Origin of the sequence: Fusobacterium perfoetens (genome assembly GCF_021531475.1) — a bacterium.
Taxonomy (GTDB): domain Bacteria; phylum Fusobacteriota; class Fusobacteriia; order Fusobacteriales; family Fusobacteriaceae; genus Fusobacterium_B.
Genome location: NZ_JADYTX010000015.1, coordinates 1 through 18,397 on the forward strand (window position 1 = coordinate 1; position 18,397 = coordinate 18,397).

23 protein-coding genes are annotated in these 18,397 nt (G+C 31.0%); 12 read left to right on the top strand and 11 right to left on the bottom strand.

The window, feature by feature from the left end:
• Window positions 1-138: 138 nt before the first annotated feature.
• The 5 genes from I6E15_RS04715 to I6E15_RS04735 form a co-directional block, all read right to left on the bottom strand.
• The gene (locus I6E15_RS04715) at window positions 139-405 is read right to left on the bottom strand and encodes a hypothetical protein (RefSeq protein WP_235245675.1); all 267 of its coding nucleotides are present in this window, start codon (window positions 403-405) and stop codon (window positions 139-141) included.
• A gap of 39 nt (window positions 406-444) precedes the next feature.
• Entirely contained in the window at window positions 445-603 is a 159-nt protein-coding gene (locus I6E15_RS04720) for a hypothetical protein (RefSeq protein ID WP_235245677.1), read from the bottom strand.
• A gap of 9 nt (window positions 604-612) precedes the next feature.
• The gene (locus tag I6E15_RS04725; RefSeq protein WP_235245679.1) at window positions 613-1,401 is read right to left on the bottom strand and encodes a phage antirepressor; all 789 of its coding nucleotides are present in this window, start codon (window positions 1,399-1,401) and stop codon (window positions 613-615) included.
• Between the two features lie 87 nt (window positions 1,402-1,488).
• Window positions 1,489-2,163 (bottom strand): helix-turn-helix domain-containing protein, encoded by a 675-nt coding sequence (locus I6E15_RS04730; RefSeq protein WP_235245680.1) that lies wholly within the window; start codon window positions 2,161-2,163, stop codon window positions 1,489-1,491.
• 38 nt (window positions 2,164-2,201) lie between these two features.
• Entirely contained in the window at window positions 2,202-2,423 is a 222-nt protein-coding gene (locus I6E15_RS04735; protein WP_235245681.1) for a hypothetical protein, read from the bottom strand.
• A 182-nt stretch (window positions 2,424-2,605) separates the two neighbouring features.
• On the opposite strand from I6E15_RS04735, the gene I6E15_RS04740 reads away from it, so the two are divergent.
• Window positions 2,606-2,905: a hypothetical protein gene (locus I6E15_RS04740; RefSeq protein ID WP_235245683.1), complete on the top strand. Its 300-nt coding sequence runs from the start codon at window positions 2,606-2,608 to the stop codon at window positions 2,903-2,905.
• A 243-nt stretch (window positions 2,906-3,148) separates the two neighbouring features.
• Here I6E15_RS04740 and I6E15_RS04745 read toward each other — a convergent pair whose 3' ends face one another.
• Window positions 3,149-3,541, bottom strand: coding sequence for an ImmA/IrrE family metallo-endopeptidase (locus I6E15_RS04745; protein WP_235245685.1), 393 nt, complete (start codon window positions 3,539-3,541; stop codon window positions 3,149-3,151).
• A 10-nt stretch (window positions 3,542-3,551) separates the two neighbouring features.
• Window positions 3,552-3,968: a helix-turn-helix domain-containing protein gene (locus I6E15_RS04750; RefSeq protein WP_177161148.1), complete on the bottom strand. Its 417-nt coding sequence runs from the start codon at window positions 3,966-3,968 to the stop codon at window positions 3,552-3,554.
• 231 nt (window positions 3,969-4,199) lie between these two features.
• On the opposite strand from I6E15_RS04750, the gene I6E15_RS04755 reads away from it, so the two are divergent.
• Entirely contained in the window at window positions 4,200-4,973 is a 774-nt protein-coding gene (locus tag I6E15_RS04755) for an ATP-binding protein (protein WP_235245686.1), read from the top strand.
• A 69-nt stretch (window positions 4,974-5,042) separates the two neighbouring features.
• On the opposite strand, the gene ilvA is transcribed toward I6E15_RS04755, so the two are convergent.
• Genes ilvA through I6E15_RS04775 form a run of 4 tightly spaced genes read right to left on the bottom strand, consistent with a single transcriptional unit; the run spans window position 5,043 to window position 9,415 of the window.
• Entirely contained in the window at window positions 5,043-6,251 is a 1,209-nt protein-coding gene (gene ilvA / locus I6E15_RS04760; RefSeq protein WP_235245688.1) for a threonine ammonia-lyase, read from the bottom strand.
• Between the two features lie 27 nt (window positions 6,252-6,278).
• Window positions 6,279-7,742, bottom strand: coding sequence for a uroporphyrinogen-III C-methyltransferase (gene cobA / locus I6E15_RS04765; protein ID WP_235245689.1), 1,464 nt, complete (start codon window positions 7,740-7,742; stop codon window positions 6,279-6,281).
• Window positions 7,735-8,646 (bottom strand): hydroxymethylbilane synthase, encoded by a 912-nt coding sequence (gene hemC / locus I6E15_RS04770; protein ID WP_235245692.1) that lies wholly within the window; start codon window positions 8,644-8,646, stop codon window positions 7,735-7,737. The genes cobA and hemC overlap by 8 nt, the downstream gene beginning before the upstream one ends.
• 1 nt (window position 8,647) lies before the next feature.
• On the bottom strand, window positions 8,648-9,415 hold the full coding sequence (locus tag I6E15_RS04775; protein WP_235245693.1) for a cobalt-precorrin-6A reductase: 768 nt from the start codon (window positions 9,413-9,415) through the stop codon (window positions 8,648-8,650).
• 585 nt (window positions 9,416-10,000) lie between these two features.
• Between I6E15_RS04775 and I6E15_RS04780 the strand changes: the two genes are divergently transcribed.
• From I6E15_RS04780 to cobJ, 10 genes are all read left to right on the top strand, one after another.
• Entirely contained in the window at window positions 10,001-11,452 is a 1,452-nt protein-coding gene (locus I6E15_RS04780; protein WP_235245694.1) for a cobyrinate a,c-diamide synthase, read from the top strand.
• Window positions 11,452-12,099: a precorrin-8X methylmutase gene (locus I6E15_RS04785; protein ID WP_235245696.1), complete on the top strand. Its 648-nt coding sequence runs from the start codon at window positions 11,452-11,454 to the stop codon at window positions 12,097-12,099. Before I6E15_RS04780 ends, I6E15_RS04785 begins: the two co-directional genes overlap by 1 nt.
• Window positions 12,100-13,218, top strand: a complete 1,119-nt coding sequence (cbiD, locus tag I6E15_RS04790; RefSeq protein WP_235245698.1) for a cobalt-precorrin-5B (C(1))-methyltransferase CbiD — start codon at window positions 12,100-12,102, stop codon at window positions 13,216-13,218. It begins immediately after the preceding gene.
• 228 nt (window positions 13,219-13,446) lie between these two features.
• Window positions 13,447-13,971, top strand: a complete 525-nt coding sequence (locus I6E15_RS04795) for a type III toxin-antitoxin system ToxN/AbiQ family toxin (protein WP_235245700.1) — start codon at window positions 13,447-13,449, stop codon at window positions 13,969-13,971.
• 17 nt (window positions 13,972-13,988) lie between these two features.
• Window positions 13,989-14,627 carry a precorrin-6y C5,15-methyltransferase (decarboxylating) subunit CbiE gene (gene cbiE / locus I6E15_RS04800; RefSeq protein WP_235245702.1) on the top strand — a complete coding sequence of 213 codons (639 nt, stop codon included), beginning with the start codon at window positions 13,989-13,991 and terminating at the stop codon, window positions 14,625-14,627.
• The gene (cbiT, locus tag I6E15_RS04805) at window positions 14,615-15,187 is read left to right on the top strand and encodes a precorrin-6Y C5,15-methyltransferase (decarboxylating) subunit CbiT (RefSeq protein WP_235245704.1); all 573 of its coding nucleotides are present in this window, start codon (window positions 14,615-14,617) and stop codon (window positions 15,185-15,187) included. Before cbiE ends, cbiT begins: the two co-directional genes overlap by 13 nt.
• Window positions 15,188-15,919: a precorrin-2 C(20)-methyltransferase gene (cobI, locus tag I6E15_RS04810; RefSeq protein WP_235245774.1), complete on the top strand. Its 732-nt coding sequence runs from the start codon at window positions 15,188-15,190 to the stop codon at window positions 15,917-15,919.
• Window positions 15,898-16,659, top strand: coding sequence for a precorrin-4 C(11)-methyltransferase (cobM, locus tag I6E15_RS04815; RefSeq protein WP_235245705.1), 762 nt, complete (start codon window positions 15,898-15,900; stop codon window positions 16,657-16,659). The genes cobI and cobM overlap by 22 nt, the downstream gene beginning before the upstream one ends.
• Window positions 16,652-17,644 (top strand): cobalt-precorrin 5A hydrolase, encoded by a 993-nt coding sequence (cbiG, locus tag I6E15_RS04820; RefSeq protein WP_235245716.1) that lies wholly within the window; start codon window positions 16,652-16,654, stop codon window positions 17,642-17,644. The genes cobM and cbiG overlap by 8 nt, the downstream gene beginning before the upstream one ends.
• Window positions 17,637-18,359: a precorrin-3B C(17)-methyltransferase gene (gene cobJ / locus I6E15_RS04825; protein ID WP_235245718.1), complete on the top strand. Its 723-nt coding sequence runs from the start codon at window positions 17,637-17,639 to the stop codon at window positions 18,357-18,359. Before cbiG ends, cobJ begins: the two co-directional genes overlap by 8 nt.
• Window positions 18,360-18,397 lie beyond the last annotated feature (38 nt).

Consider the following 18,397-nt stretch of genomic DNA (forward strand, 5'->3'; position numbering starts at 1 on the left):
TTAAAATCACAAAACTCGCTAACGCTCAAACAGTTGTGATTTTTAGCATTCGATATCGCTTTATAAATCTAATTTTTCTTCATAATTTCCGTAATTTTTAATTTATATTCTTATTAATAAAAATGCAACAGTCCTTTTTTATTCCTCATCAGAGGATATTATATTTAGTATAGTTTTTGTGAGGATTAGGTTTTTATTACCTGTTTTGTAGGCTATCAATTTTCTTTCAGACAAAGCCTTATAAATAGTTGACTTCCCCATACCAAGAAACTCTGAAAGTCTTTTTATTGTAGTCAATTCTCCAAGAGTTTTATAAGCTATCTTTAGAAATTCTTCCTCTTTAGGATTTCTTGGTTTTGTCCCCTCGATTATCTCCCAATCCTCCATAAAATCAAAATTTATCATGATTCCTCCTATGTTTAGGTGTAGAAAATAAACTCCCTTTTATTTTCTTAATACCCAAGTTAAATCTTTAAAAAATGAGCTATAACGTTGAAGTAGAACAAATAAACTTGTATCATCTATCTTCATAACTTCTCCTATTTTCTCAAGAGTATAACCTTTCAAAAGATAATGTTTTATTAAGTTTAAATTGCTATCCATATGCCCTCCCTATGATAAACTTTCTCCATATTTTTCTTCGTAAAGTTTTTTAATAAAAAGATTTATAAAATATACCTGTCCTTTTCCTGTAACCTTAGTAGTGGCAACCACTGATTGATGTCCATTTGAATGTGTAACAAGGCTTTCTTTTATCTCGAATAATCTCATATCCATAGATTTTTGAGTAGGCATATTGTAAGAATCCCCTTTTTTCATCAGATAATTATTCTCTCTAAGCCAAGCAAATAGACGTTTTTGTCCTATATCGTATCCTTTTTGTTTAATGATTTTTGCAAGTTCTCCAATGAGAATTGAGTGGTTAGACCCCTCCACAGCCTCAGCAAAAATAACTTTTGGACGGTCTTGGCTGGCGTTATTTTCTAGTGCTTTTATTTTCATAGTCTTTTCATCAATTTCTGATTGCATCAAAAGTACAGCCTTTGCTAATAATAGTTTTTCCTCATCTTTAGGTGGTTTAGCAAGATATACCCCTTTTTTACGGATAGTTTTTAATATCTCTTTTATCTTTCTTTTAAAAGTTTTTGCAATAGGTTTTCTTGATTGCATCAAAACTTCATAAAGTCCATCTTCTGTTAAAAACCACATTTCTCTATTTTGACCTGAGTTACACATTGTGTAAGTCAGCTTTTCATCATCATCAACCATATTCAACATATGAGAGATATTAGTATGCCCAATCCAACTAGCCACATCACGAGCTAAAAATAGAGGGTTTTCAATATCTCCATAGATTTTAAAAGATCTTCCCATCATGTTTCTCTTTGCCAAAACTTTCATATTTCCTCCTTTTTCTAATAAAAATAAAATATAAAAATAAGTATTTTTGATTATATACATATCATAAACTACGATTTTTTATCATATTTATATAAATCCCATATGTTTATAAAGTTCAATATTATCATCGGGGATTTCACTATCTTTGTAGGTTTCTTCCCCTATCTTTTTAAAGTTTTTCTCAATGTTATAAAGCCTGTAATCATCTCGTATAGCACTTACTATCCAACCCTCTCCTTTGTTGTTTGATTTTGCAAAAGCCACTACATCTTTTACTCTTTGGATAGGTTTTTTAAATCTCACAATAGTCATATAATTTATGTTCCAATCTTTTAAAATCTCTTTTATAGTATCTTTGTAGAGAGTATCATCTATTTTATTATTTATATTATTATCTATATTATTGGGTATAATATTTTGACCTATCTCAGTAAAATCTTTTGACTGACAAGCTATATTTTTTTGACTTTCATCAGTTAAAATATTTGACTGGTTGTCCAAAGCCCTATAAATATATGTTCTCATACTTTTGTTAATCCCTACTCTTTGGATAAGCCCTTTATTCATAAGGGATTTAATAACAGTAATCACAGTCTGTTTGCTAGAACCTATCCAACCAGCTAAGTAGTTAAGACTTCCCTCAAAAGATGAGTTATTTTTTGAAAATCCGTAGATAATACCGTATATTATAAGTTCATTCCCCTTGAGTTTCAAATCATCTACCATAAATCTTTCAATGATAAAAAATCCGTTTTTCTTCATATATCCTCCTAATTATTCGCCTTAAACGTATAAAAAAGTCAAAAAAATATATACCTTTTAGATATAGTTTCCTCTATCATTTTTATTCCCTCTAAGGATATAATTTTTCCTTTTTTTAGTTTGTATAGCCAAGTAACAAAGGTTGTATAGGGAATACCAATATTACGAGCCATACTCTTTAGAGTTTTTTTATTATTTTTAGAATATTCAATTACATCTTTATAAATTTTTTTAGCCAAAGTTTCAAAATTATCTTTCATAATTAATCGCCCTCCTCGTATAATTATTATACGCCATAGTACGACGTATTGTCAAGAGATTTTTTTTAAAAATATTTTTTTGAGGAAACTCTCCAACACCCTCTCAAACCCTCTATCTCGTATTTTTAGAAAAAATTTTTTTATGGTATCATTTATATATCAAAAGAAAAGGAGGAGATAGAATGACAAATCAAGAGGCAAAACCAATCGTAGAGGAATCTTTAGCAAAGCTTAAGGAATCAGTAAAAAGAGAGGGGACTTATAATAAGGAGATAGCAGATGACAAGCTGACTTTAAAGACTTTGGAAAAGATGAAAACAGATGGAGAGGAGTTACCATTAGATTGTCCATATGAAAGTTTTGATGAGTGGATAACTCAAATAAACAAAGAGATAAAATCTGGTGAAAACTCTCTTGCAAGAATTGGCAAAGAGAAAGCTGAGATAGTGGCTTTTGAGTATTTTGTATCTAATGCTAATTAGTATCAATGGATAACTTTTATAAGTACAAGCTGTTGGAGATAATTATCTTGGTAGTAGAAAAAATTCTAAAAACCCTATTTGGCGATTGATTTTCTTTTACAATTTTTTTACAAGAAATAAATATCTTTTTAACAGAAAAAGGGTATAATCCTCTCAAGAGATTAACCCCTACCCAAGTCAAAAATTTATCCAGAAAAAAAGAGCTAGACATTTTTGTTTAGCTCTTTTGCTATATTTGTGATTTTATTTGTAAAATATATCCCAATATTTTTTATCAATCTGTGAGGTTGCACACCAAGTTTCGTTATCTTTTAAAAGCTCCTTTGCAAAAAGATTAGCCTCATCTTCATAAACTGATATATTCACAAGGTATGTGTTATTAAGAAGAAAATTCAGATTATCAAAATGGTTGCACATCAAGTGTCCCAACTCGTGGGCACAGGTAAAAAGCCGATCTACCTCATTTAGATTTTCATTTATACAGATATATTTTCTTCTAAATTTTTTCATAGAGTACCCTTTAAGATTACCTAAATCCTTGTAACTTACGATTATTCCAAGATAATTGCAAAGACTAAAAGGATTACTCGTACCCCATTTTTCAACTAATTTTTTTACTCTTAAAGGAATATCCATTTCCCCACCCCTATTTTTTTCTTCTTTTGTTAGCAAGTTTTATCTCAAAATAAGCCTCTTGTAAAGATTCAAAAAGTTTAGCCTTGTCCTCATCAGAGATTTTTTCATTTTGGAAGTATAAAATGGCATCTTGTAAGAAATCATTTAACTCTATTCTTTGATTTTTAGAAAGATTGCAAGTCTTATCTGTATCAAATACTATATTACGTCCTAAAAATGCTGAATCCAATCTATTTCTTTCTTTTTTAGTAAGTTTTAATGTTTCACTAAGGATATCTAAAGTTTTTTGACTTCCTCTACTTTTTCCACTTTCGATATCTCCGATAGTTCCATTTCCAACTCCACTTAATTCAGATAATTTTTTTATAGTTAGACCTCTAGAGTTTCTTAATTCCTTTAAAACCAAACTTAATCTTGTCCTTTGCATAGTTCCTCCTCGATTGAATGTACGATAAAATTTATTCCTTAAGATAATTATTCGATAGTTACGTATTTAATCTCATTATACTCCACTATTATAAAAAAAACAAGATTTTTCTTTACTTATTTACTTTTAACGTATATAATAGTATTATACGGATATAAACGAATAAATATAAAAAATGATCTAAATTATTTTTATTTCTTAAATTAGTAATGAAATTGTAAGGGGGAGTTTATGAAAAATATTCCTATTTGCAGATATTGTGGGAAACCTTATAAAAAAAATCCACATATTTTGGAGGGGTTACCCGATTTTATAAAAGAGAAAATAATCTATATTCCTGATTGTGATTGTCTTGAAATCCAAAAAGAAAAAGAACTAGAAGAGCTTGAGAAAAAGAGAGTGGAGGAGTGCAAAGCAAACAGAATAAAGAGGTTTAGAGATATATCTTTGATAGACGAGAAGTTTAGGTTAAGCACTTTTGAAAGAGCTGATATGAGTCAAAACTATATAAAGATAGCTCGTGCTTTTGCTGAAAAGTTTATAGAGAAAGGGAATGCTCCAAGGGGGATTTTATTTTATGGGGGAGTTGGTACAGGGAAGACCTACGCCTCTAGCTGTATAGGGAATTATCTTATGGACAGTGGCAAAACAGTTGTTATTATGAATATGGGGCTTTATATTGGGAAAATTCAAAGGGAGTGGGCTGAGGCAGAAAAAGATTTACTTTCTTATATAAAAGACTCTGACCTTTTGATAATAGATGATTTTGGTGCTGAAAAAATATCAGAGTTTGTTATTGAAAAAACTTTTGCTATGATAGACACTAGATACAGAGCTTTAAAACCTCTTATTATCACCACTAATCTAAATATAGAGGAGATTGGGGAAAGGTTTGGTGCAAGGATAGCTGATAGAATTTCTGAGATGTGCTTTCCTATTCTGGTTACAGGTATGTCAAAGAGAGGGGCTGACACTAAAAGAAAATTTATGGAGTTTTTAAAATAAAGAAAAAAGCCCTTGATTTTCAAGGACTTTAGTCTGGACTATTTATATAAAATATTACCAAAGATAAAACTATCTTAATTGGAAACCAGCTGATTTAATAGTTTCAATTATTCTATCTCTATGAGCCTCGTCCATACACTCGATAGCCACAGTGGCTTTTTGAGAGTTTATTGGTAGGTTAGAGCTATACATAGTTTGGTTGATGCTTAGGACACTTGCTTTTTCTTGAGCAAGGATTGATAAAAGTTTGTTAAGTTCTCCAAATCTATCCTCAACAATAACGTTAAGTTCAACCTTTCTACCAGATAGTACAAGGGCTTTGTTGATTATTCTTTCAACAGCAGTTATATCAGCATTACCACCAGACACAACACAACAGATATTTTTACCTTTTTCTTTTATTTTACCAGAAAGTAGAGCAGCAAGAGGAGATGCTCCAGCTCCCTCAGCCAATACTTTAGATTTTTCTAATAAGAAAAGTATAGCTTTTGCAAGTTCGTCCTCAGTAACTGTCACTATATCATCAACATACTCAGAGATTATTTTGCAAGTTAAGTTACCAGCACGAGCCACAGCAATACCGTCAGCAATAGTAGGACTAACTTTTACAGTACAAGGGCAACCTTTAGCCACAGCCTCTTTCATAGATGGTGCGTTAGACGGTTCAACACCTATTATTTTAACATCTTTTTTAATAGATTTTATAGCTTTAGCAATACCAGAGATAATACCTCCACCACCGATTGGAACTATTACCACATCTACATTTTCTAAATCTTCTAATATTTCAAGCCCAATTGTACCTTGACCAGCTATTACATATGGATCATCAAATGGGTGTAAGAAAGTTGCTCCAGTTTCTTTTTGGATTTCACAAGCTTTTTTATATGCGTCATCATAAACAGTACCTACTTGTACAACCTCAGCTCCATAATTTTTAGTGGCAGCTACCTTTGATAAAGGTGCAGTCCCTGGCATAACAATAGTTGATTTTATACCAAGACTTGTAGCTCCAAGAGCCACCCCTTGAGCGTGATTACCAGCAGAAGATGCAATAACTCCACGAGCTTTTTCCTCATCTGTCAAGTTCATAATCTTATTCATAGCTCCTCTTATTTTGAAAGAACCAGTTTTTTGAAGATTTTCTAGTTTGAAATAAACTCTATTTCCAGTCATTTCAAAAAGAGTAGGACATTCCATAAGTTGAGTTCTTTTTATCGAATCTTTTATGGTGTAAGCAGCGTCTTTAATCATTTCAAGAGTTACATCATTTACCATATTATTTACCTCACTTTTTATTTTGTTTTAAAAGATTTCTAAATTTTTTAAAATTTCATCACCAGTATAGATTTTACACTCTATCACAGGTATTTGGCTAAACTCCCTTATTTTACGAGTGGTAGATGGACCTATTGAGATTACCTTTATTCCCTCAAGAAGACTGTCATCTTCTAAGGTTTTGAAAAAATTCTCAGCACTAGACCCACTAAAGAAAGTAATATGAGTAGCCCCTTTGATAGTATCTATTATATTCTCTTTTGTTGTGTTGCAAGGGATATTCTTATACCCAATATATTTTTTAAACTCTCTTTTATATTTTTTTGAAAAACTTGCCTCGTCAATAGGAGATACATCAGAGGTCATAATAAATATCTTGTCCCCTTCACTTGTAACCTTAGTCATCTCAAAAGCTAGATTTTCACTTAAATATTCACTTGGCATAACATCAGGAGTTATTTTATATTTTTTTAGCTCTTGGGAAGTCTTGCTACCGATAGCCCCAATTTTAAGATGAGCTATATTTCTTATATCATCTATATGTTCAAAGAAAAATTTTACACCATTTGGTGAGTTAAACATTATCCCTTGATAGTTTTTAAGCTCTTTGTAATCAAAATCCATCATATCATCTATAAGGTCTATCATAGGTAAAGATATAGCCTTTCCTCCAAGTCTTTCAATTTGAGAGCCAAACTTATACCCCTCACGAGCCTCACGAGTAACAACCACCTTTTTACCAAACAGTGGCTTATCCTCAAACCATTTATATAGTTCTCTTTTTTCGACAACCTGACCAATTATAATAATAGCAGGTGGTTTTATCCCCTGAGCCTTTGTCATTATATTTTCTAAAGTCCCAATAGTTGTATTTTGACGAGCCTCGCAACCTCTTTCTATTATTCCGATAGGTGTTTCAGGATTTTTACCATATTTTATAAGGGATTTTGTGATAGTTTCTAGATTTTTAACTCCCATTAAAAATACCAAAGTTCCTTGAAGTTTTGCAATAGTTTCAAAATCTAAACTATCATCATCAGCTGTCATACCTGTAAATACGTGGAATGAACGAGCAATTTTCCTATGAGTAACAGGGATACCAGCATATTCTGGTACAGCGATAGATGATGAAATCCCCGGTACCATTTCAAAAGGGATATTGTGAGGAAGTATCGCCTCTATCTCCTCTCCTCCTCTACCGAATACAAAGGAATCTCCACCTTTCAGACGGACAATATTTTTATATTTTCCAGAGATAGCTTTTTTCACAAGAGTTTGGTTTATTCTCTCTTGAAGAAGTCCCCCCTCTGTATTTTCTTTTCCAAGGTAAATTAGTTCTGCATTAGATTTTGCAAAACTAAGTATCTTATCATTTATAAGTCTGTCATAGATAATACAATCGGCATTTTCTATATATCTTTTTCCTTTTAGGGTCAAAAGTTCAAAATCTCCAGCTCCAGCCCCTACAAAATAGATTTTTCCTTTATCCATCTATATCACCTTTTAAAAGTGAGGCTAAAAGCCTTGCTACCATTATATTTTTATCCAATTTTCCAAACATCTTTCTTTTGTAAAACTTGCCATTCATAGAGTACATTCCAAAAAGCTCAATAAATTTTTCCCCATTTTCTTCAACTATCTTACCACTGCAACCAATAGGAGTGTGACAACCACCGTCAAATATCTTAGAAAACTCCCTTTCAGCCTCAATAACTTTTGTTACTTCTAAGTCGGTTATAGCGTCAAGTAGATTTTTTACAACCTCATCATTTTCTCTATACTCGATACATAAAGCCCCTTGTGCTGGTGCAGGTACAACGTCTTCTATATCAAAAAATTCAGTTATCTTATTACTCAGACCTGTTCTTAAAAGCCCAGCTCCAGCAAGAACAATCCCGTCATAATCTTCCTCATATAATTTTCTGATTCTTGTGTGGATATTTCCTCTAAGTGGTTTTATTATTGCATCAGGTCTTATTTGTTTTATACATTGACTACGTCTAAGAGAGCTTGTCCCAATAATGGGATTTGGTGGCAGTTCCATAAGTTTTTGAGAATTTTTTGAAATAAATATATCTCTGTTGTCCTCACGGATTGGTACCCCTGCCATTATTAAACCATTAGGTAAAATGCTTGGCATATCTTTCATTGAGTGTACTGCAAAATCAATATCTCCCTCAAGTAACTCTTTTTCAATCTCCTTAGTGAAAAAATTCTTAATAGATACCCCTTGGCTACCCCAGTTAGTAGAGAGGTCTTTATCTCCAGTTGTAACGATTATTTTTATTTCAAATTCATAGTCAGGGAATCTACTTTCAAGTAGAGATTTAACTATCTTTGTTTGAGCAAGAGCAAGTTCACTTCCCCTTGTTCCTATTAGAAATTTCTTTTTCATTCTAGTTCCTTTCATCTAAATAAATTTTTAAAATCTCCTCTATGTTACTGCTAACCCAAGGATATTGGATAGCAGGACGTCTGAGTATAAGGACTTTTGCCCCTATATCAAGAGCAGATTTTATTTTTTCTAATTCTCCCCCAGTAGTTCCACTTTCTTTTGTTACTAAATAATCTATCTTGTAATTTTTAAGAATAGCCAAGTTAAAATCATAGGAAAATGGTCCTTGCAGAGCAATTATATTTTTAGCCATTATTCCACATTCCTCTAACTTTCCAAGAGCCAAAGTTGTAGGTAAAATTCTAAAATAGATATTCTTAAGATTTGGTAGATTTTTAAATTTTTCTATTGTGTTACTCCCCAGAGTAACCAAGATATTTTTATTGAGATTTGAAATAAATTTAGTTATTTCAAAAATATCTGTAAAGTAAATTATATTCTTATTATCAGAGAAATTATTTTCGAGATTTTCCCTCTCAAAACGGTAGTAAAGAATGTTCACAACCTTTGAAATATCCATAGCATTTTTTGATATTTCCTGTGCATATGGGTGAGAGAAATCAAATATCCTTTTTATAGAATATTTTTTGATAAACTCCCTCATCTCATCTATGTCCATAGGCTTTACAATTACATCTATTGGATACTCTTCAAGAAGTTTTTTCCCATAAGGTGTGGCTGTTGTTACTATAATATTATTTTTATTTTGTTTAAGTAGACTCTCTATAAAATCTCTAGAATCCTTTGTTCCTCCAATTATCCAATCCATTTTTTATCCTTTTGACCTGACTTACACAATATGTAAGTGAGTTTTTTTTATTAAAGTTTTATATAAGGAAAATTAAAACCCCTTTTCCCTACTTTCTCATAATTCTAAAACCAATATAAGAAAAATAAACTAAATCACTTCTCTCTTATCACATATATTAAAAATTACGAAAATATGGAAGAAATTTATGATTTAATAAACGACATGGAATGCTAAAAATCTCAATTGTTTGAGCGTAGCGAGTTTTGAGATTTTAATGGAGTGAGTTTTAATTAAATCAAATTTCTGTAATCTGTAGTAATTTTTAATTATATAAAAGGAAATTAACTTTAAACTTTCTTTATACGAAAAAGAAAATTTTTGTAATTTATATTAATTTCTAATAATATAAACTATTAAAGCCCTATAAATATAAGGGCAAACTACCTCATTATATATTATCATTTTACCTTTTTAATTACCAAAAGTAAAGGAATTTTTATAATTTATTTCTAATTAATTGTACACGAAATTATAGAGAATTTTTTCAAAAAATATAGTATAATATACCTAGATTCAAAAATTTTTTAACAAAAGGGGGATAATATGAAAGGGTTTATTATTGCTGGAACTAAGAGCGGTATAGGCAAGACAACTATAACACTTGGACTTATGAAAAATTTTCAAAATGTATCTCCTTTTAAGATAGGACCTGACTATATAGACGGGAGATTTCACGAATATGCTACCAAAAATCCAAGCTACAACCTAGATTATTTTCTTATGAAAGAGGAGGGTATAAAATATAGTTTCCTAAAACATAGAAAAGATATATCTATAATCGAGGGTGTAATGGGACTTTATGACGGACTGGGAGATAGTCTCACAAATGGAAGTACAGCTCATATTTCAAAAATCTTAAATCTTCCAATAATTCTAGTAGTAGACGGAGAAAAAAGAGGGACTAGTATATCTGCTGAAGTCTTAGGATACAAAAACTTTGACTCTGAGATAAATATCTGTGGTGTTATCATAAATCGTGTAACTTCAAAAAAAGCCTATGATATTTTAGCAAGTTCTATTGAAAAATATACAGGGATAACTTGTCTTGGTTATCTACTAAAAATTCAAGAAGTAGAACTTGGAGAAAGACACCTTGGACTTATTCAAGCTGGTGAAGATGAAAAGCTTGAAGAAAAATTAGAGATACTAGCAAGTAAAATAAAAGAAACAATAAATCTTGATAAAATCTTAGAGCTAACTGAAATAAAAACAAAAGAAAATGAGATAGTTGATAAACTTATAAGTGGTACTATAATCAATACCAACAAGGTAATAAATCTAAAATCAAAAATAATCTCCCTTGATAAAAAAGACAAATATCAAGGGGTTACAATAGGTATTGCAAAGGACAGTGCTTTTAGTTTTTATTATAATGATAATATAGAGTTTTTAAAAGGTTTAGGGGTAGAGATAAGATATTTTTCACCAATAAAAGATAAAACTATTCCAGATAATGTGGATATACTATATTTTGGTGGAGGTTATCCTGAAAACTATGGAGAAACTTTATCTAAAAATCAAAGTATGATAGATTCAATAAGGGATTTTTACAGCAGAAATGGAGTTATATATGGAGAGTGTGGAGGATATATCTACCTTTCAAAATCTCTTACAACTTTAGATGACAAAACCTATAACTTTGTAGGGGTTACAGATAGAAGTTTTGTTATGAAAAATAGATTAAATATCAAAAGATTTGGATATATAGATGTAAACTTTAAAGGATTTTCCTACCCTGCTCACGAATTTCACTATTCTGAGGTTATAGGTGGCAGAGAGGGAGTGTTTAAAATCTCAAAAAAAGACGGACGTAGCTGGGATTGTGGCTACGAAGATAAAAATCTTCTGTGTGGCTATCCACATATCCATTTTTTTACAAGCAAAGATTTGATATTTGACTTGCTTGATAGGGCTTTGGCATACAGAGAAAAGAAAAATCGTTTTAGTTTTATGGATTTTTTTAATTTTGGAAATTTTAGAAAGGGAAAAGAGTAATGAGAGAATATATAAAAGAACCACAACTTATTGAAAAAAGAAGTTTTGAAATAATAACTAGTGAGCTTGGGGATAAGATAAAAAACTTTACTGACGAGGAGCTACCAATAGTTAAAAGGGTTATCCATACAACAGCAGATTTTCAGTATGCTGACCTTATAAAATTTCTAAATAATCCAATAGAAAGTGGGAAAAAAGCACTTTTAGAGGGGACAAAAATATATTGTGATACCAATATGATAGTAAATGGGCTTAGCAAAATGGTTTTAAAAAAATTTGGTTGTACAGCTTATACTTTGGTGTCAGATGAAGAAGTGGCAAGAGAGAGCAAAGAAAGAGGGGTTACTCGTTCAATAGTTGGGATAGAACATGCCTCAAGGGATACGGATACAAAGATATTTTTAATTGGGAATGCTCCAACAGCTCTTTATAGATTAAAGGAGCTTATAGAAAGTGGAGAGATTGAAAAACCACTGCTTGTAGTGGGAGCACCTGTTGGATTTGTAGGAGCTAGTGAGTCAAAGGAATTTTTCAAATCAGTTGATGTACCATATATCACTATTGACGGAAGAAAAGGGGGAAGTACAGTAACTGTGGCAATACTTCACGGAATATTGTATCAGATTTATAAAAGAGAGGGATTTTAAATGAAAAAGTTAAAATCTGGGTATACCACAGGAAGTTGTGTTGTAGCCTCTGTTATTGCAAGTCTTAATTACCTTATAAAAGATGAGATATTGGACTTTGTAGATATATTTTTAGTTGATAATAAAACCCTAAAAATCCCAATAAATCGTCTTAGAAAAAGAAAAAACTTTTGTACAGCCTCTGTTATAAAATACTCTGGTGATGACCCAGATGTAACAAATGGTATGGAGATTTTTACAAAGGTAACTTTGGTTGATGAAATAAAGCCTAATCCCTCAATGTATAATATAGATAATATCTATATAACAGGTGGTCGTGGTGTAGGAGTTATCACAAAAAAAGGTTTGCAACAGCCAATTGGGAAATATGCAATCAATCCAAAACCCCTTGAAATGATAGTAAAAAATATAAAGTTATTTCTTAAAGAAAATCCCATTGGAAATAAAAAAATCTTAGTAAAAATCTATATTCCCAAAGGGCGAGAGATAGCTAAAAAAACCTTTAATGAAAAGTTAGGTATAAAAGGTGGACTTTCGATTTTAGGTACTACTGGGATATTAAAACCAATGAGTGAGGAGGCGTTAAAAGACTCTCTAAAGCTAGAACTTAAAGTTTTAAAAGAGAATAACAAAAAAGATTGGATAATTTTTTCCTTTGGGAACTATGGGAAAAAATATTGTGAGGAGCTTGGGCTTGATACCGAAAACCTTATAGTTATTAGTAACTATGTTGGATTTATGCTAGACTGTGCAGTGGAGCTTGGTTACAAAAAAATATTTTTAGTTGGGCATATTGGTAAGGCTATAAAGATAGCTGGGGGGATTTATAATACCCATAGCAAAGTGGCTGATGCTCGTATAGAAATAATGGTTGCAAATGCTCTTTTAGTAGGAGAGAATATAGAAAATATCCATAAAATCTTGGGAGCTAATACAGTTGAAGAGGCTTGTGATTATATAGAAAAGACAGAATTTTTTGATTTTATAGCCAATAAAGTAGCACAAAAATGTGAAGAATATCTAAGAGGAGAGGATATAAGGTGTGAGGCACTGATTTTTTCCTTTAAAGATAAAATAGGCATAAGTAAAGGCTTTAAATCTATGGTGGAATTTATATAATAAACAGATTGAAAAAATAAAAATCTTGATTTCTTAATAATGAAATGGTATAATGAAGAAAATAAAAACGAGTGAGCCTCTGCTCTAAAAAGAGGAGCTATAAAAACGAGTGAGCCTCTGCTCTAAAAAGAGGAGCTATAAAAACGAGTGAGCCTCTACTCTAAAGTGGGGAACTATAAAAACAAAAGCTATCTTGATGATAGCTTTTTTCTTTATACAAGGAGAGATATGAAAATAGTAGAATTAGATAAAGATTATATAAATTATTTAAGAGGTTTTGATAAATTTGTTTTAAAACCTGATGGAAAAGATTATAAAAAAGAAAGAAAATATTTGGGAGTTGTTTTTTCTTATGATTGTTTTGATTATTTTATTCCTTTTTCTTCTCCTGATAAAAAAGATGATTATGATAAAGATGGAAAAATAAGAAAATCATCAATGGTTGTTATAAGAATGGTGGACAAAAAAGAAAAAGCTAAACTTTTAGGAACATTAAGATTAAATAGTATGATTCCAATATATAATAAGAATGTAATAAAAGAATATGATATATTAGAAGAAAATGATATTTTTTATAAGAGTTTATTATTTAAAGAGTATAATTTTATAAAAGAAAATAAAGAAATAATCATAACAAAAGCTAAAAAACTTTATGATTTAAAAGTTAATAATTCTAAAATACCAATGTTAAATTTTGTTTGTAATTTTAAATTATTGGAAGAGAAATCTTTAGAGTATATATTAAAAAAATAAAAAAGAGAGTTGTAAATATGATAAATGTTATAGGCTTAGGAGTAGGAAATCTTGAATATTTTTCAAAGGTAGGAGAAAATAGAATAAAAACTTCAGATATAATTATAGGTGGAGAAAGGCAGTTAGAGGATATATCACCTATAATACCAAAAGTTTGTAAAGTCTACACACTAAAAAAGTTATCAGATATGTTAGATTTTATAAAATCAAACCTAGATAAAAATATTTCAATAATAGTTTCAGGGGATACTGGTTTTTATAGCCTTTTAAGATATATAAAGAAAAACTTACCTAATGAAAATATAGAGGTTATCACAAATATTTCATCTTTTCAATATTTATTTGCCAAAATCTGTGATACTTGGGAAGACTTTACTCTTTTAAGTGTCCACGGTAGGGAAAATGATATTGTGAAAGCCTTAGAAAAAAGCAAAAGAGGTTTGATACTTCTTACAGATAGCAAAAATAACCCCTATGAGATAGCTAAAACTCTAGCGGATAGTGGGTATCAAAACACTCAAATTATAGTTGGAGAAAGATTATCATATAGTGATGAAAAAATAACTAGATTTTATGCAAGGGATTATAAATCTTATCAAAGAGATTATCAAATGAATGTGGTTATTTTAGAAAAGGAGAGCCAATGGGACATATAAAAGATAGAGATTTTATCCGAGGGGAAGTTCCTATGACTAAAGATGAAGTAAGAGCTATCTCAATAGCAAAACTTGATTTAAGAGAAAATTCAATCCTTGTAGATGTAGGAGCAGGGACAGGAAGTGTCGGTATTGAGGGAAGTACCTACCTTACAAAAGGGTATGTTTATGGAATAGAGAAAAATCCAAAAGGTTGTGAATTGATAAAAGAAAATCTAAAAAAATTTAGGATAAACAATTATAAACTTATTGAGGGTATAGCTCCCAAAGATTTAGATGAGATAAAAAATATAGGTTTTGATAGAATGTTTATAGGTGGCTCATCTGGAAATATGGAGGAGATTATAGATTTTTTTATTGAATACTCTAGTGATGATAGTATTTTTGTAATAAATTTAATAGCTCTGGAAACTCTAACAGAGGTTATGAATATTTTAAAAAGAAAAAATTTAAAAGATATAGAGATAGTAAATATTTCAGTTTCAAGAAGTAAAAAATTAGGAAATTATACAATGATGATGGGAGAAAATCCCATATATATAATAAACGGGAGAAAGTAAATAATGAGTAAATTATATGGAATAGGAGTAGGTGTTGGAGAGCCTGAAATGATAACAATAAAGGCTGTGAATACCCTAAAAAAAATAGATGTGGTGATACTGCCTAACGCAGGTCGTGAGTTTTCAAGTACAGCTTATGGAATAGCTAAAGAATATTTAAAAGAGGGAATAGAATTTATTGATATGGAGTTTTCTATGAATCCCGACGTTAAGCAGAGGGAGATTGAAAGAAAACAAAATGCAAAGGTAATTGAGGAACATCTTGATAGAGGTTTAAATGTTGGATTTATAACGATAGGCGACCCAATGACATATAGCACATATATTTATATATTAGAATATCTTAATGAAAAATATCAAGTGGAAACAATACCGGGGATTTCATCTTTTGTAGATATTGCTTCTCGTGTTAATATTCCACTGGTTATTGGAGATGAGAGCCTAAAAGTAATTGGACTTTATAGAAAATGCGATAGAGATTTTATAATAAAGCATATAGAGGAAAATGATAACCTTGTAGTTATGAAAGCCTCTCTTAAATTTGAGGAGCTTAAGGAGGCATTAAAAATCACAGGAAATGAAAATAATATAGTTTTGGTTTGCGACTCTGGAAAGCCAAATCAAAGAGTATATTTTGATATAATGGACTTAAAAAAAGATGAGATACCATATTTTTCAACTCTAATTCTTAAGAAAGGGGGGATTGAAAAATGGAAAAAGTTTATTTCATAGGAGCAGGACCGGGAGACCCAGAACTAATCACAGTAAAAGGGCAAAGACTTATAAAAGAGGCTGATGTGATTATATATGCAGGTTCACTTGTTCCAAGAGAAGTTATCAATTGTCATAAAGAGGGGGCAGAGGTTTATAATAGTGCCACTATGACTTTAGAAGAAGTTATGGACGTTACTATAAATGCAGTAAAAAATAATAAAATGGTAGCAAGAGTTCATACAGGGGATCCTAGTATTTTTGGAGCTCATAGAGAGCAAATGGATATTTTAGAGGAAAATAGGATAGAATTTGAGGTTATTCCGGGAGTTAGTTCTTTCCTTGCATCAGCTGGTAGCCTAAAAAAAGAGTTTACTTTGCCAGATGTTAGCCAAACAGTTATCTGTACAAGACTTGCTGGTAGAACTCCAGTTCCTGAGAGAGAATCTTTAGAGAGCCTTGCCTCACATAGAGCCTCAATGGCGATATTTTTATCAGTTCAAATGATAGATGAGGTGGTAGAAAAACTTTTAACACACTATCCAATAGATACTCCAGTGGCAGTAGTTCAAAGAGCCACTTGGAAAGATGAAAAAAAAGTTATAGGAACTTTAGCAACTATCTCAGACCTTGTAAAAAAAGAAAATATTACAAAGACTGCTCAGATTTTAGTAGGAGATTTTTTAGGAGATAGATACTCAAAGTCAAAACTTTATGATAAAACCTTTACTCACGAGTATAGAAAGGGAAAAGATGAATAAAATAGCTCTTATTACTGTTACCAAAAAAGGTGTAGAACAAGCAAAAAAAATAGAAAAAATCTATACTAAGGCTCCAATAGACATCTATACTATGGAAAAATTTTCTGATGAATCTACCTTTACTATTAAGGGGAGTTTTAAGGAGCAAGTTGGGGAGATTTTTTCTGAATACAAAAGAATTATTTTTATAACAGCGGTAGGGATAGCAGTTAGAGCTATTGCTCTATATATAAAAACAAAAGATGTTGACCCTTGTGTTTTGGTTATAGATGAGGGGAGTGATTTTATAATTCCGATACTTTCAGGACATCTTGGAGGTGGAAATGAACTAGCTCAAGATATATCCCAAAGTATAGGAGCATATCCGCTTATTACTACATCATCAGATATTTCAGGGAAGATTGCTGTGGACACTCTAGCTCAAAAAATAAATGGAAAGTTGGAAAGTTTAGAGTCAGCCAAAAAAGTTACAAGCCTTATTGTAGCAGGGGAGAGTGTTTCTATAAAAGTTCCACAAAATATAGAAGATAGTAATCCAAGTGGTGTGATAGTAGTATCAAATCGTGAGAAAATTGAAATAACTCAGATTATTCCAAAAAATATTTCAATTGGTATTGGTTGCAAAAAAGATACCCCAAAAGAAAAGATAATTGAAATAATAGAAACAACTCTAAAATCTCTAAACATCTCTACAAAAGCCATAAGAGTTATGGGGACAGTTGATATAAAAAAAGACGAAGTTGGAATAATAGAAAGTGCAAAATATTTTAATGTTCCACTAAAAATTATTTCAAGAGATGAGATAAAAAAAATAGAGGATAAGTTTGAAACTTCTGATTTTGTGAGAAAAACCATAGGAGTAGGGGCAGTATCAGCTCCGTGTAGTATTCTCGCCTCAGAAAGAGAGGGAAAACTTTTAATAGAAAAGTCTAGATTTCAAGGTATTACAGTGTCAGTATACGAGGAGGAGACAAAAGATGGGTAAGATTTACGTTGTAGGGTTAGGACCAGGGAATAAAGAGAATATGACTTTTAGAGCCTATGATGTCCTAAAAAATTCAGATATAATAATAGGGTATAAAACATATGTTGATTTAATAGAGGGTATGTTTCCAGATAAAAAAATAATAAAATCCTATATGAAAAAAGAGGTGGCAAGATGTGAAGAAACTTTAAAACTTGCTCTTGAAGGAAATATAATATCACTTATTAGTTCTGGAGATGCAGGAGTTTATGGAATGGCAGGTTTAATGCTAGAGATTGCAGGCGGTCAAGTAGAAGTTGAGATAGTTCCGGGAATAACTTCAGCTAACGCCTCAGCAAGTCTTGGGGGAGCTCCTATTGTTCATGATAGTGTAAATATCTCTTTAAGCAATCTTTTAACAGATTGGGAACTTATTAAAAAAAGAATAGATTTGGCATCACAAGGGGATTTTGTAATCACTCTATATAATCCAAAAAGTAGTGGCAGATCTGAACTTATAAATGAAGCAAGAGATATTATGTTAAAACATAAAAGAAAAGATACTCCAGTTCTAATTGCAAGAAATGTTGGTAGAGAGGGAGAGAATTATGACATCACTACTCTTGATAAGATGTTAGATTATGAAATAAATATGTTTTCTACTGTGATAATAGGAAATTCCAATACAAAAGTAGTAAATAACAAGATGATCACTCCTCGTGGTTATAAGGTTTAAACCTAAGTAAAATAAATTTCAAAAAAAATAAAAATTTT